Source organism: Fibrobacter sp. UWR2 (assembly GCF_002210285.1).
Classification (GTDB): domain Bacteria; phylum Fibrobacterota; class Fibrobacteria; order Fibrobacterales; family Fibrobacteraceae; genus Fibrobacter.
The window spans coordinates 346,731-361,132 of sequence record NZ_MWQE01000001.1 but is presented as its reverse complement, the minus strand read 5'-3'; the positions used below and the strand labels follow the sequence as shown (position 1 = coordinate 361,132).

8 protein-coding genes are annotated in these 14,402 nt (G+C 55.3%); 6 read left to right on the top strand and 2 right to left on the bottom strand.

Annotated elements, in window-relative coordinates:
• The first annotated feature begins 11 nt into the window (after nucleotides 1-11).
• From B7994_RS01420 to B7994_RS01405, 4 genes are read left to right on the top strand one after another with little or no spacing between them, the layout of a single operon-like run.
• A complete protein-coding gene (locus tag B7994_RS01420; RefSeq protein WP_088636692.1) occupies nucleotides 12-2,435 on the top strand; it encodes a DUF3536 domain-containing protein in 2,424 nt (807 codons plus the stop codon).
• The gene (gene hpt, locus B7994_RS01415; RefSeq protein WP_088636691.1) at nucleotides 2,428-2,955 is read left to right on the top strand and encodes a hypoxanthine phosphoribosyltransferase; all 528 of its coding nucleotides are present in this window, start codon (nucleotides 2,428-2,430) and stop codon (nucleotides 2,953-2,955) included. The genes B7994_RS01420 and hpt overlap by 8 nt, the downstream gene beginning before the upstream one ends.
• Nucleotides 2,948-3,436, top strand: a complete 489-nt coding sequence (locus B7994_RS01410; RefSeq protein WP_088636690.1) for a hypothetical protein — start codon at nucleotides 2,948-2,950, stop codon at nucleotides 3,434-3,436. The genes hpt and B7994_RS01410 overlap by 8 nt, the downstream gene beginning before the upstream one ends.
• 27 nt (nucleotides 3,437-3,463) lie before the next feature.
• Nucleotides 3,464-4,498: a CofH family radical SAM protein gene (locus B7994_RS01405; protein ID WP_088636689.1), complete on the top strand. Its 1,035-nt coding sequence runs from the start codon at nucleotides 3,464-3,466 to the stop codon at nucleotides 4,496-4,498.
• Between the two features lie 122 nt (nucleotides 4,499-4,620).
• Here the strand turns inward: B7994_RS01405 and B7994_RS14325 are convergent, their stop codons facing one another.
• Nucleotides 4,621-4,743 (bottom strand): hypothetical protein, encoded by a 123-nt coding sequence (locus B7994_RS14325; RefSeq protein WP_255396888.1) that lies wholly within the window; start codon nucleotides 4,741-4,743, stop codon nucleotides 4,621-4,623.
• Nucleotides 4,744-4,892: 149 nt separating this feature from the next.
• Here B7994_RS14325 and B7994_RS01400 point away from each other — a divergent pair, with 149 nt between their 5' ends.
• Nucleotides 4,893-6,701 carry a BatD family protein gene (locus B7994_RS01400; protein WP_088636688.1) on the top strand — a complete coding sequence of 603 codons (1,809 nt, stop codon included), beginning with the start codon at nucleotides 4,893-4,895 and terminating at the stop codon, nucleotides 6,699-6,701.
• On the top strand, nucleotides 6,698-7,462 hold the full coding sequence (locus B7994_RS01395; protein ID WP_088636687.1) for a tetratricopeptide repeat protein: 765 nt from the start codon (nucleotides 6,698-6,700) through the stop codon (nucleotides 7,460-7,462). The genes B7994_RS01400 and B7994_RS01395 overlap by 4 nt, the downstream gene beginning before the upstream one ends.
• Nucleotides 7,463-7,469: 7 nt before the next feature.
• On the opposite strand, the gene sprA is transcribed toward B7994_RS01395, so the two are convergent.
• The gene (sprA, locus tag B7994_RS01390; RefSeq protein ID WP_233142924.1) at nucleotides 7,470-14,225 is read right to left on the bottom strand and encodes a cell surface protein SprA; all 6,756 of its coding nucleotides are present in this window, start codon (nucleotides 14,223-14,225) and stop codon (nucleotides 7,470-7,472) included.
• Nucleotides 14,226-14,402 lie beyond the last annotated feature (177 nt).

The following is a 14,402-nucleotide window of genomic DNA, read 5'->3' as shown; positions in this document are numbered from 1 at the left end:
TCTTTGAGGGCATGGACAAGAAGTACCCCCTCTACTTTACGATTCACGGTCATTTTTACCAGCCCCCCCGCGAAAACCCCTGGACTGGCGTCATCGAGAACCAGCCCAGTGCGAGGCCCAATCACGACTGGAACGACCGAATAGCGAGCCAGTGCTACAGTCCCAATTCCGCTAGCCGTATTTTAAGCCCGCACGGCCATATCGTAGATATCGTCAACAACTACGAGTATATGAGTTTCAACATGGGCCCCACGCTCATGGGCTGGATCCGCACGAACACGCCGGATACATACAAGCGCATTCAGGAAGCCGACAAGAAAAGCTTCGAGAGGCTCGGGCACGGCAACGCGATTGCGCAAGTCTATAACCACATCATCATGCCGCTCGCAAGCGAGCAGGACAAGCGCACACAAATCCGCTGGGGTATCGAAGATTTCAAGTTCCATTTCGGTCGCATGCCCGAGGCGATGTGGCTCGCCGAGACCGCCATCAATCTCGAGACGGTTGTCGAACTCATCAAGGCCGGCATCAAGTTCACCATCCTCTCGCCCACGCAGGCCGAAAGTTTCCGCAAGCTCGGTGAAGAGGAATGGAAAGACTGTTCCAACACCAGCATCGATACGACACGCCCCTACCGCGTGTACCCGCGCGACAAGGACGGCAACCTTCTCTGCGACGGCTACCTCGACGTATTCTTCTACAACCCGTGGCTTTCTTCTGCCGTAGGTTTTGAGCACCTCCTGCGCGACGCCGGCACGTTCGGCAGGCGCATCGCCGACGCCTGGGATGCCAACCGCGAAGAGCCTCAACTCGTAAGCATCGGAACCGACGGCGAAAGTTACGGCCACCACGAACCCTTCGGCGACATGTGCGCTGCCTGGCTCTACAACCGCTACGCTCCCGAACACAAGATGGTCCCCGTAAACTACGGCTGGTTCCTCGAGAAGTTCCCGCCGCAGCACGAGGTTCTGCTCAAGAACTTCCACGGCGAAGGCTGTGCATGGAGCTGCGCCCACGGTGTGGGCCGCTGGTACCGCGACTGCGGTTGTTCGACCGGCGGCGGACCCGACTGGAACCAGAAATGGCGCGGCCCCCTGCGTGACGCGTTTAACCACCTGAAAAAGCTCGCCGACCACGTCTTTGCCCGCGAACTCGAAAAAATTTCCACAATGAACCCGTGGGATGTGCGCGACGCCTATGTCGAGACGCTTGTCGCCCCCGAGCAGAAAGCCCGCACCGAAGCCTTCCTGCAGAAGGTCCTCCTGCATCCAGACAATCCCGAAGAATGCGCCAGGGCTATCAGGCTCCTTGAAATCCAGAAGTTCTGCCTGTTCAGCTTCACAAGTTGCGGTTGGTTCTTCAACGACATCGAAGGTCTGGAACCCGTGCAGAACATGCGCTACGCCCTGCGTGCCATGGAGCTCCTGGAACCGTTCCTCCCCTTCGGGCACAACATCAAGAGCGAGGTACTCAGCATTCTCGCCCGCGCCACGAGTAACGAACATAAGTGGAACGGAGCCGAAGTGTTCACGCGTTACGCCGAAGACGCGGTTCCCGTCATCCTCAAGGAGATGGCCGAACGAGCCGCCATATTCCACCTAGAACTCGATGACAACTACAGCGACAAGGATTCCCGCATGAAGGCGGAGAAGATTTCAAGCCGTCGCCGTCAGACCCTCGTGCGCGTCACCTACGAAGACAAGCTTATCGCCGAAAGCCGCGAGACGACGAACCTAGTCATCACCGATGCGCTCGGCCGCATCAATATCGTGGTCGCCATGGGCACCATCGAGCAGAACGGCCTCAAGTTCGTCGAGAATCCGAACATGAGTACGCAGGAACTACGCCACATGTTCCCCACCGCCTATGTTGTCCGCATGCGCGACCTCATGAGCGACTCGCTACAGTGCATCAACAAACTCTGCACGCAGAAACATCTCGCCAAGCTCACCGAGTCGTACTCCAGCTTCGCGCTGAACCACGGCATCTCTATCGACAGTCTCGCCGACCCGGACCATACGCTTCCCGACACCATGCGCAAGATACTCTCGCTCGAACTGAACGCCCGCATTCACCACGAGGCGCTCAAGCTGCTCGAAGGTCCGGATCCTAGCCTGGTCAACGAAATCAAGGGACTCATCGACGAGGCGAACGCCCTCGACACGAAGCCCAGTTTCGGAGGTACGGGCCGCATGTTCTTCCGCAGGCTGAACACGCTCATCGACGATGTCTACGCCAAGATTGACGAATCGACGGTCAAGTACATCACCGACCTCATCACTGTCGCCGACTGGCTCAACCTCTACATCGACAAGACGAGCCTCGAGAACAAGGTCTTCAATATCTACAAGCAGTACCAGCTAGCCCCCACGGGCCCGCTCGCCGCGCTCAAGCCGATGTTCGGCTGGCTCAACTTCGAGGTGGACGATGTATAGGAAATCCGACAAGCCGCTGATTACGGCGCAGGCGATAAACGAGCGTCTAGAATCGCTCGCGAAGGACATCGCCGCATTCGGCTGCGACATCGTAATCACCGTGCTTTCGGGCGGTTTCCTGTTCAGCGCCGACATCAGCAAGCGTATCGCAAGCCCGAAACTGCAACTCGCCTTCATACGCGCATCCAGTTACGGCAACGGCACCGAATCAAGCGGAAACCTGAAAATCACGGGACTCGAGAACATCGACATCCGCGGCAAGAAGGTACTCGTAATCGATGATATCCTCGATACCGGAAATACGATGTTCGGAATCAAGAAGGCCCTCTCGGGTATGGGCGCAGAGGAAATCAGGACATGCGTACTGCTCGACAAGCCGGCACGCCGCACTGCGGATATAACCGCCGACTTTGTAGGCTTTGAAATCGAGAACAAGTTTGTCGTAGGCTACGGTCTAGACTACGCGGGAGACTACCGTACATACCCCGAAATCTGGACAATGGAGGAATCCGATGGCTAAGAACGATTTTGATGACGTCCGACTACACGCCACGCAGGCTTTCGAGGCAGTAGAGCGCAGCTACAACAAGATAAGCCGCGGCAAGCGATTCCTGATCAATGCCGTCGTATGCCTCCTGTTCTTTATCGCGGGCTTTATCGTGAGCAAGGTGATAAACGACGTGCCTTCGCAGGGGATCATCGAGAAGGTGGCCGCCCAACCCGACCTCAAGAACAAGTGCAAGGGCCGTTACGACCGCCCGATGGAATACGCCATCATGCACGAATGCGTCTTCGCGAAGGGCATGCCTTCCAACGAAACGAAGCTCGTGCAGCGCATCAACTACTGTACCTGTGCCTTGCAGAACGTGCAGGCCCGCAAGCCCTACCAGAAGATGTTCGAGAACAACCTGGTCGACTTCACCTTCAAGATCCGCGAAGAGAACCTGTGCCAGGAAGAAAAGAACATCCCGGTACTCGACAGCAATGACGCGGAAAAGTAGCGGCTAGGCATTGTCGGTGAGCGCACGATGAACTTGTTATTGCAAAAAGCCGTCAACGGCACCCGGCTCACTCCGGCGGAAGCGCTCGAGATCCTGAAAAACGCCCCATGGACCGATGTAGTGGAAGCGGGCGACGCTGTGCGCAGGCGCATGAACCCCGGAAACCGCGTGGGCTATACCGCGTTCCGCATCGTGAACTACACGAACGTGTGCGAGGTGACCTGCAGTTTCTGCAGTTTCTGCAGGCCTGCGCACAGTCCCGAAGCCTACTTGCTTAGTTTGGACGAAATCCGCCAGAAGACAATCGAGGCGAAGGCGAAAGGCGCCGACCAGATCTTTTTGCAGGGCGGAGTGAACCGCGATATTCCGCTCAGCTACTACACCGACGTGCTCAAGATGCTCACCCGCGAGATGGGCGTGAAGGTACGCGGCTTTTCGCCGGTAGAACTCGTGCACATTGCAGAATTCAACAGCATTTCACTAGACGAACTGTTGGACACGCTGAAAGAAGCGGGCCTCAGTTCTGTTCCGGGAGCAGGCGCCGAGATTCTCAGCGACCGCATGCGCCAAATGCTGAGCCCCAGGAAACTTACCGCAAGGCAGTGGTGCGACACGCTCGCTGCCTGCCACAAAAAAGGACTTCCCGGCAGTGCAAATATCGTATTCGGGAGCGTCGAGACACCCGAAGAAATCATCGAGCACCTGAACTACGTTCGCGAAACACAGGATATCGCACAGGGTTTCAAGAGTTTTGTGGTATGGACATTCCAGCCTCAGACAGACAAGTTCCCCATCAGGCACGTGCGCGGCGACGAATACCTCAAGTTGCTCGCGCTCAGCCGCATATTCCTCGACAACATCCCGCATATCGAAGTCTCGTTGCTCGGGATGGGGCTTTCCCTCGGGGAACTCGGGCTCCATGCCGGCGCCGACGACATCAACAGCATCGTCATCGAGGAGAACGTGCTCCAGAACTACGGCCTTACCACCATAGAGGCTGCAGAAGAGTTTATCAGGAACGCCGGCTTCACCCCATACCGCCGCAGCCTAAACTTTGACTAGGGCTTTGCCGGTGGATACCACCGGCTGTTTTACAAATCTTTTAAAATAAAACACCGGTCCGCCTGTTCAGCGAAACCGGAAATCACTAGAGAGAGAGTAAAAAAAACGTTGTCGTCTAAAAATTAGGCGCGCTTAGCGTATTTCTTGAAGCTCTTGACCAGCAGGGCGGCGAGAATGCAGTACATGTCTATCCTTTTATCCTTGATTTTTTCTTTTTTATCGCCATTTTCGAAACGGCGAGCCAATATTAACAATTTTTTACTAACGCTGCAAGGGTAAAAATTATATATATTTAAAGTTTATCCTTTCTTTTCCCTGGGTTTCACAGCAAGATGGGCCAAACCCGCCCGGATTCGCTTGGTCTAGCCGTGCAAAATTTGGTATTTTTGGCGGTATGAAACGAATTCTACTCTTATGCCTTGCCCTCGCTCTCGGAGCGTCCGCGCGGCCGTCCCTGCAACTTGACAAGGACAGGATCGAAGCGGGCAAGACTTTTGGATTACAGCTTATATACCCGTTAAGTGATTTGCCCGAAAACAGGAGCGGGTTTTCCATCGATACCCAGAACGGATTTACGTTCCTGGGCCTGGATAGTTCCGACCAGGTGATTCGCCCCAGCATGGAAGACATGTTCAATTCCTTTTTCGGGGGCGGTAGCCGCGGTGGCTACAAGGCACGCGTCTATACCTTCAAGCTAAGGGCTCCCAAGAAGACCGGGCGTTTTAACGCCGGCAAGATCATGATTGAATTTGACGGGCAACGGCACCCCATCTCGGGCGATATTCCCGTAACCATCCAGCGCGCCTATACCGACGACGCACTTGCCGTGTCGCTTACCGCAAGCAAAAAGGCCATCTACGAAGGCGAACAGTTCTACGTGACGCTCGGCCTCCATACCTACGAGCACTTCGAAGGCAACCTGCAGGCGACCGACATGAACACGGGCAACGACTTCATCGTCCACCGTAGCGACCTCTCGAACCTGAAATTCGAACCCGTGGAAGGCAGCCGCCGCGAAATGCAGGCGAACGCAAAGTTCGCATGGCTCAGCCCCACCAAGAGCGGCAACCTGCAAATTCCACCGTTCAAGTTCAAGTACACCAAGCGCGGCGAACCGAAGATTGTCGAAGAGAATAAGCAGATGGGCGGCATGTCGTTCCATTCGCAGAGCATCCGGCAGGAATCCGTCGAAGCCGAGGCACAGTCCCCCACGATAAACATCACCGTGAAGCCCCTGCCCGAAGAAGGCAGGCCCGCAGACTTCAGCGGCATGGTAGGCAGTTACAGCTTCACCGCGGACTTTGACCGCACCAACCTGAAGGTGGGCGAGGCGCTCACGCTCTCCGTCGAAATCAAGGGCGACGGAACGCCGGGCACACTCACTGACCCCAAGTTCCCCGACTTCAGCGACTTCCGCTCCGTGCCGCCCGAAAACAACATCAGCAAGAAGATCGTGGGCAGCAAGGTCATTACCAGCAAGAGCATCAAGGTGTTCCTCTACCCCAAAAAGAAGGGCGAATTCACCATCCCCGCGATTTCCTACTCGTGGTTTAACCCTGCCAAGAAGAAATACGAGTCCGCAACAGCCGGCCCGTGGAACATCGTCGTGGAGAAGGGCGAAGCCGCTCCCGAGGCGATATTCCAGAACCCCGTAGCCGCCACAGGCCCCGCCGCCGTACAGAAGCAGGAAATCGAATCCCTCGGTTCCGATATCCGCTTCATCCACCAGGTAAAGGGCACGGGCAACACCGCCCCCTATAAGAGCATCGTGTACTGGGCCCTGATGCTCGCGGCCCTCCCCTTCTACTTCATCGTGGTATGGGCCATCCGCAAGCGCCGCAAGCACAACAGCGATTCCGCCCTGGTACGCAAGGGCAAGGCAAACAAGATGCTCAAGGTCCGCTTTGCAAGCGCACGCGAGGCACTCGCAAAGGGCGACGCCAAGGCACTCTACGCGGCCCTCGAAAACGGCCTCATCGGCTACCTGAGCGACCGTACCAACCTGGAATTCAAGGGCATGACCCGCCCGCAGATGAAATCGAAACTCGAAGAACTCGGCGTGAAGGCAGAGCTGATTGGCGCCATCGACAGCTGGCTCGAAAAATGTGCCTTCGCGCGGTTCGCACCCGTGAACCCGAACGAAAGCGAGCAGAAACAGATGCTTGCCGACGTGGAAAAACTTTGCGAGGATCTCGACCTATGAATTTCTTGAAATATTTCTTTGTGGCACTTTGCATTTCTGCGGCATCGGCCGCAGCCGCCCCCGACTGCGCGGGTATTGACGCAGGCACCAAAGCCTATAACGGGGGCGACTTCGAGCGCGCCATCGACGAATGGCGCACCTGTGCCGATAACGGCACCCCCGATGCCGACCTGCTCTACAACCTGGGGAACGCCTACTTCAGGAGCGGCAAGATTGGTTTCGCCATCTTCTATTACCGCTCGGCCCTGAGGCTTCGCCCGGGTGACGACGATATCCAGCACAACCTGAAGTTCGCGCAGGCCATGACCCGCGACAAGGTGGACGAAGACGAAGAAGAGAACCCCATCCTTTCGGGCCTCTTCAAGCTGCATCACGCGCTTTCCCTGAAGGCACAGCTCATCACGCTGCTCGCCATCTTCTGGCTCATCGCCCTCATCGGCATCGCCAGCAAGGTTCTCATCGGCGAACGCGCAAAGAACATCTGCACGGGAGCCATCTTCGCGCTCACCGCGATCTTCTGCGTCATCGGCTCCAGCGCCGCCTACAAGATTTTCGTACTTGAAAAGGAAATCTGCGGCGTCGTCACCGCAGCCGATGCCGACGTGACGAGCGCCCCGAGCGACAAGTCGCAGACGCTCAATACGCTTTCCGAAGGCACCACGTTCGAAGTCATTTCCGAACAGGGCAATTACGCCGAAATCCGTCTCGGCGAAAAAATCAAGGGCTTCGTAAAGCTCTCCGAAGTCGGAATCGTGAAGTAATTAGTTATTAGTTAAACTTCAGCATCAGGGCCAGTTCGAACTGCAGGATCTGGCGGAGGTGCGGAGTTTCGTCATCCAGTTTCTCGTGAATCTGGCGGTATTCGATGTAGGCGCTCATCGAGGCCATCTTGTTGAACTGGTAGCCAGCACTCGGACGGATGAACCATTCATGCGTGCGAGAAGGAACGGTACGGTCCGTCAACTTCAATTCAGGATTGTAGGCCGTATAGTCCTGGGAATCGAATTTCCACTGCTTATACACGCCATCGGTACCGCTCTCCTTGTTCCACATGTTATAATCCTGCCCGTTGACAGGCTTGTATTCCTTGCGGATGGTCTTGTTGTAGTCGTAGCCCGCGGTAAGCTTGAGGTCCACGTTGTTTTCGAGCTTGAAGTACCATTTCCACAGCTGGAACCCGCGCTTGAGCTTGAGCGGGTAAGATATCGTAAAGTCGTCGCCGACATTGATGGCGAAATCGTTAAACAGCGCCGTATGGATCCACGGAGTTTCCCAGAAGTAATCCGTGGTATCGGTCATGTTGCCTAGGGAATCCGGCCAGCAGGGGAGCCCAATGACTTCTTCCTTCGGGCGGCGATCGGTCGTCTCGATCTTCAGGCGCACACTATTTTCAATCTTCAGGTTCTTCTGCGTGAGGAACGTGATACGGACGAGCGGGTTGAAGTTAATCTGGTAGCCCCAGGAATCTTCGGCACTCTGGAAAGGCTTCACTGTAGTCGTCTTCGTAAAATCGAACCTGTGGGTCGTACTCACGCTCCTGAAACTGTTCAGGAACGATATGCGCTGTGCAAAGTTGGGGACAGAGACACCGACTCCAATCTTGGGCCACACCGTAGTCGTATCTGTGTATAGCGGGTATTCACGGGACTGCGAGAAGTCTTCCTTCCACTGCAGATCACCCGTAAGGCCGATATCCCATATCGGGAGCGTAATGCCCGTACCAATCTGGAAACTGCGCGACACGGCATGGCGGAAATTACCCTGGTACACAAGCGTATCGACATCCCTGTTGCGGTACTGGCCAAACCTTTCGAAGTCACCGCGGGAAGTGAGCCCCATGTCGCCCGAGACGATATTCCAGAGGCCACGATTGCGGTAGCCATTCCCAAGGCCGAGGCCGTACAGGTAATATTGCAGCGGAGACACGCCCTGCTGTTCGTAGAGCTGGGCAAGAGTGAAGTTTTCACCGATGGTATTGGTACTTGCGTTCCAGTTGAAGCGGACTTCGCGCCACTTGATCTTCTCGAAGAGTTTCACCACCTTGGACTCGTCACCGAAGAGTTTCAGGAAGTCGATAATCTTGAGCGTCGGGCTGAATTCAAAACGGTTCGTCTGCGAAATGGTCCAGTAGTTCTTTTCGAGGTTATTCTGGTCCATGAAATCAAAGGCATCGGGAATCGTCTTCTGCTGGTTGAAATCCGAGGTGAAGTTTGCATTGAACGGCAAGAAGGGTATAAGGCGCGGGTTGAAACTCACCTTGAACTGTTGCTGCCTAGAACGTTCGTTACGGAGGATACCGTAAGATTTGCCATACTCGCGATGCCCCACACTATCGACCTTGTAGAACACCGTCGTATCGTAACGAATCTCATAGGAATCCGGGTTCGACATGTCTATCGTCTGCTTCACGCCGGCAGCATTCGTGCGCGCCACCGTATCGGTCGGTATGATGACCAGGCTGTCGTGCGACACATAGACCTTCCTGTCGGTATGGTCGAAGTCAAACACGTAACCGCTCGCGAACAGGCCGCCTTCATCGGGCGAGAAGAAGTTTTCCTTCACGAACCCTTCCCTATCGCCGCCGCCATACATGTCACGCTTGATATTCAAGGAGTAACTCGTAGAGAGGAACGAAAGGATGTTCCAGCGCATATTCAGCTTGTGGGTCAAATCTGCGGTATAGGTCACGACCTTGTCGACCTGCGGTTCCACGAAATCGGGGTCGCGCACCTGGTTCACATAACGCACGTAGTTGAAGTCGAACAGGGTCAAGTCAAAGGTCTGCGGCCACGGTTCAAGTTCCGTCTTCGCAAGGGCCTTCAGGAACGAATTCTCGGACTTCGCCAGTTTCTCGAAGGGCTTCAACTTGAACAGGCTAAAGGTTCCCAACTTGTATTCAAGCATCGTATGGTAGGAATACGTAGAGTCCGCCGTAGTTGTCGCACGGCCTTCCGACTGCCTAAAGGAGTAACTTGCCGCCGGGCGTTCCAGGAAGATCTGCGAGAGCGCCTCGCCCACCTTGGAATCCGACGCCTTGTAATTCTTGCTATAGCTTATGCTGAAGTTCTTTTCACGCGTGTACGATTCGTAACCCTTGGACTGTGCACCGTCACGAAGTTTCTGTTCTTCCTTACCCGATGTCACGGCAAGTTCATTCTGGAACATGTCCTTCGTGAGTTCGCCAAATCCACTGCGGTCAAGGGTCAGGTCATCCGAAGGTTTCATGTAGGGGCGCTTCGTAGAACTCCTGTAACCGAGATTGAGCGGAATATGGAATCCGAGGCTATCGTTGAGGAACTTGTTCAGGCTAATCGACACATCGCCCGATACATCGAGCTGGGATGCCGCCTGCGAAAGTTTCGGTTTCGGAGACCCGCCCGTTGTCTTGAGCGTTGCGAAGTTTCCGTCCTGGTAACGCACGGCACCGGAAACAGAGAGGAAGTCCGCGAAGTTCACCTGAGCCGAGGTACGGGCCGCGTAGCCCCATTCCGTATCCATGTCCGAAAGGCGCAAGTCATCAATCCAGAAGGTACCCTCGAGGTCATCGGCAGATGCACTCGAGTCCGCAATAATCACGAAGCGCATCCAGTCAATGTTCGTAACGGTCGGGTTACCTACCAGGCGGAGTCTTTCCTCGCGGTCGCCTCCGAGTTCCTTCACCACGGGCTCCACAAACGGCGGGCGCCTTCCCTGCTTCAGGTCGGAGAAGTCCGAGACATTCATGGCGAATGCGTTCGCAAGCCAGTTTTCTTCGTGGCAGTCCTGTTCGCGTTCACACGAAGAACCGTCGTATTTTACCGGGCGGAAACTCCATTCGTAGTAATCGCTGGAACCGTCTAGAGAACCGGAACCGAACTGCAGGGCGAACCTGATCGGGACAGTCTTCGCGGGCGTCGTGTAGTGGATTTCCATCTTCAATGACTTGTACGAGGAGAGGTCCTTCTTGTCGGTCTCGAATATGCGCGTCACACCTACTTCCTGGCCCGGCCGCATATTCTGGTAATCTAGTTTAAGAGCAGTCTCCTTCAGCGGGGCGTTCGTCTCGGAATCGCGTTCCGTCTTGGTGTTCGGTGACTTGAAATACGTATTCGCATCTTCGCGGCTATTGATGGTCGAAACCCTCACATACGTCGTATCCGACGAAGACACGTTCTCCGATATCGTGGTCTCGTTCCCGTTCACGCTCACAATCTGGGAATGTTCCGTCGAGCTAGTCTTGTACAGGTCGGCGACCGTCGTTTCTTCCCAGGCGTTACCCAGCACGGCAAGGCTCACAATCTGCACCTTTGCTTCCGCAACACCCGGATTCAGTTTGCCAATCCACAAGCGGGTATACAGGGACTGGGCCAAGATGGACTTGTAGTCGCTACCCGCCGAAGATACAATCGTGTCGTACTGGTTCAGCGGGATACGCCACTTGCGCCATCCATTCCGGAGTTCTTCGAAATTCGTCCTGTCCGTATCCGAAAGGTCGATGCGGTAGCGTACGAAGTTGATGTCGGTATCGAGCGAGCCATTCTTGTTGATATCCTCGGTATCGTACGTACGTTCACCGGAGTTGTTTTCCGTACCGTTGATGGTGACCGGCGGGTCGCTGTCGTCGTCCAGGTCCTCGTCGAAGTTATCCAATGCAATATCGGTTACGGCGCCCGAGTTGGTCGAGTTCCACACCGTTTTCTCGCAGCCCGAAATACGGCAGTCCCATACGGTTCGGGATTCCTCGTCACCCGATTTTCCGTCAAGACCATTGTCGTGGAGCGCAGTCGTCGAGCCTAGTTCGTTTTCACCGTTGTAGTAGCCGTTAGGTTCTTCGCCATTAATGGAAAGGTCTTCGCTCACCTGCCCCAAGTCGAGGAAGATCGATCCCACGTTACCGCGGGCCACCACCTCGATATACTTCATCTGGCTCATGTCCTGATAGTAGGCGCTATTAGGCCTCATCACGCCACCCCAGGAATTTCCCGCCAAGTTGTCGTTGGCGCGGAGCGTCATCTTGAGTACGGTCAGGTGCTGGTTATCCACGTCGGAGTTACCGACGTTCGGGTAGATGTACTTGTAGAGTTCGGTATTATTGCTGTGCCAGATAAACTCGCCCTTGTGACGATAGTCCTGGTTCTCGATATATGTCGAAGGGTTGCTCGCCACGCCGCCCGGAGGAGACGCATGGTACCACGAAAGTCTCGACAGCGGGTACGTAAGGCCGTTCGACGTCGCCTCGAAATCTTCGACAAGCGCCTCGGCATCGTCACTGGTATTCGCATTGTGGCGGCTGCCGGCAAATTCCGCTTCGAAGCGCCAGCTGGACTTGGCTTCGGTATTGATACCCGGAATCATGTTCACGAGGTCGGTAAGAGCCTGGACTGTATCTTGCAGGCGCAGGTTCATGCCCCACAAGAAACTGGAGAAGGGTTCGTTACCGAGAGTCGGGGTCTTGGCCGTAGTGCTCTGGCTCTTGTAGAGGGCGGTAATGCCGAATACGGAACCCGTACCGAACCCGTAACGTTCCAGCGGCAATTCCGCTCGCGCGCCCAGCAAGAGCTTGTTGTCGATCTCGAAAAGCGGTTCACATTCAAAGGTGACCTTGATTTCCTTATTCGGGTCAAGGGCGCGCTCGCTCAAGAGTTCAATCTGGCCGAGTTCGTAGTTCACCTCGTAGTCGGTGCCGCGGGTAAGTACGGTAGAACCCGCAGTAAGCTTTTCCGTACCCGGCGAAATATCCATACAGGCGCTACCGCTCACGGAATAGCTCGAGTTCGGGTCACGCACGCTAATCGTAGAATTACGGCGCTTGCCAACCGATTCAAAATAGAACTGGCTCGTGTAGCGGTTCAGGTTGTAAACCGGAAGCGTATAGAGCTGCGAGACAGCGTTTGTCGTATCGAGCAGGCGCAACGGTTCCAAGCAGTTCGTGCGCGCACGCTCTGTCGCATTCGCGCCCGAATACTCCGAAAGCGGTTTACACGGGAGCCACATTTCGCCCGTGTAGTTGCCGTTCGCATCCTTCTTGAAAATCGTAGCGTCGCTCACCAGCGGACTACCCGTTGAAGTGTCCGCGACACCAATCGTCTTGAGGAACGACCCCGCCACTCCGGACTTGTTCTTCATGCGCAGCACAAAGCTCGAGGCACTCGCATCGGTGATGCCGATGGAATAGACGTTACGGAGCATGAGCTTGCTGATATCGGTCAGTTCCGCAAGTTCCGCATCCCACTGAATCAACACAATCTTGGCGCCATCGTTAATCGTCGTTCCGGTACGGCCCGTTCCGTCGTCGCTCCAGCTTGCTGCCAAGAGTGTCGTACGTGTTACGCCGTTCACCTTCAAGATACCCGTCTTCTGGTCGTAGGTATATTCGCCACTGGGGATTTCCACCATGCGTTCGACCTTCTTCTCGATGGTCTTGCCGCTCGGAGTCGTGTACACGACCTTAATGTTGTCGAGGACATCCTTCGAGTTGTTCAGCGCACTTCTCTTGTAGAGCTTGAGGTTCGTCGCCGGGTAACTAGAGGTGGTGCGGCCCGCAATCGCAGCATTGATGTAGGCATTCCTCGCCTCATGGTTCAAGAAGTAGTAGCGGTAAGATATGAACTGCTTGTCGAGCACCTGGAATTCCGTAGTGGTCTCCGAGGCGTTGATGGTGTATTCTTCCTGGCTTCCACCATCCTGCGAGGCAATCGTCGTAAGCCTCCAGTCACCCAACTTCCAGTCAGCCTTGATACCGAACAGGCCCTGGTGGTTTTCAGAGTAACCCGTAAGTTCCGTACCGGTAAGCGAAAGCGAAGTCGTACCCGCCTCGACACGCTGCAGTATGTAGTCCTCGAATTCTCCCTTGAACGATTCCTCGTATACCACGCGCACCTGGTTCTGCACACCAAGGCCACTTTCCACGTTGTTGACCTCTACCGTGATATACGGGCCAATCTTTCCCTTCACCATAAAGCTCGGTTCGTACTCGAGCGAAGGCGACGGCCAGAGACTAGTCTTGGTGCTACCCTCGGCATCATCCAGTTCCCCGTACCCCTTGAGGCGTACGTTCATCGTTCCCTGCAGCATCAGTTTCGGCTTGTCGAAACCGAAGGTCTTCATCCATGCAGGCATGTTCACCGGAATCGTGATGTCGAACATGGAGCCCGTCTCGGGCGCCTCGTAGCCTTCATCGCGCTGCCCGATAAGGCTATTGAGCCACAGGTTCTTGCGGCCCACGTCGTACATGTCCGCCACGTAGTCTGTCAGTTCCGGATAGTGTGCCGACCAGAGCGTCGTCGTATCCCTCGACACCGAGTTCACGCGTTTCTCGCTCACGTCGAGTTCACGCGTCGCCATGTTGATGTCGTGCGTGAACACCTGCCCCTTCGTTTCTTTCATCAGGCGGGGAGATGCACCCACACCGCCAAACGGCAGAAGGCTATTCAACGGAGTCGCCGACGAGGGCAGCGGGAAGTAGTTCAGCGTAGGCTGCCATTCCGTTTCCGCAGGGTCAGCCGCAGTCGAGTCCGCAGATTCCGCATCTGCGGAGACGCTCACGGGAGCATCTCCCTGAGACCACGCGATGCCGAATGCCGTTAGGCAAAGGGCAAAAAAACCCGACGGGGTTCTATGTAAGAACCTTCTAAATAGCAACAGTCACAAAATACAGAATTCGGCGATGCCAAATTCATCGGAAAGTTGATTTTTGCGGTAAATTAGCAAATTTTTTACAAA

Excerpts from the sequence above, each read along its gene's own strand:
- hpt (WP_088636691.1), top strand. The coding sequence starts at position 2,428 with ATGTATAGGAAATCCGACAAGCCGCTGATTACGGCGCAGGCGATAAAC.
- B7994_RS01395 (WP_088636687.1), top strand. The coding sequence starts at position 6,698 with ATGAATTTCTTGAAATATTTCTTTGTGGCACTTTGCATTTCTGCGGCA.
- B7994_RS01420 (WP_088636692.1), top strand. The coding sequence starts at position 12 with ATGGACAAGAAGTACCCCCTCTACTTTACGATTCACGGTCATTTTTAC.
- B7994_RS01405 (WP_088636689.1), top strand. The coding sequence starts at position 3,464 with ATGAACTTGTTATTGCAAAAAGCCGTCAACGGCACCCGGCTCACTCCG.
- B7994_RS01410 (WP_088636690.1), top strand. The coding sequence starts at position 2,948 with ATGGCTAAGAACGATTTTGATGACGTCCGACTACACGCCACGCAGGCT.
- B7994_RS01400 (WP_088636688.1), top strand. The coding sequence starts at position 4,893 with ATGAAACGAATTCTACTCTTATGCCTTGCCCTCGCTCTCGGAGCGTCC.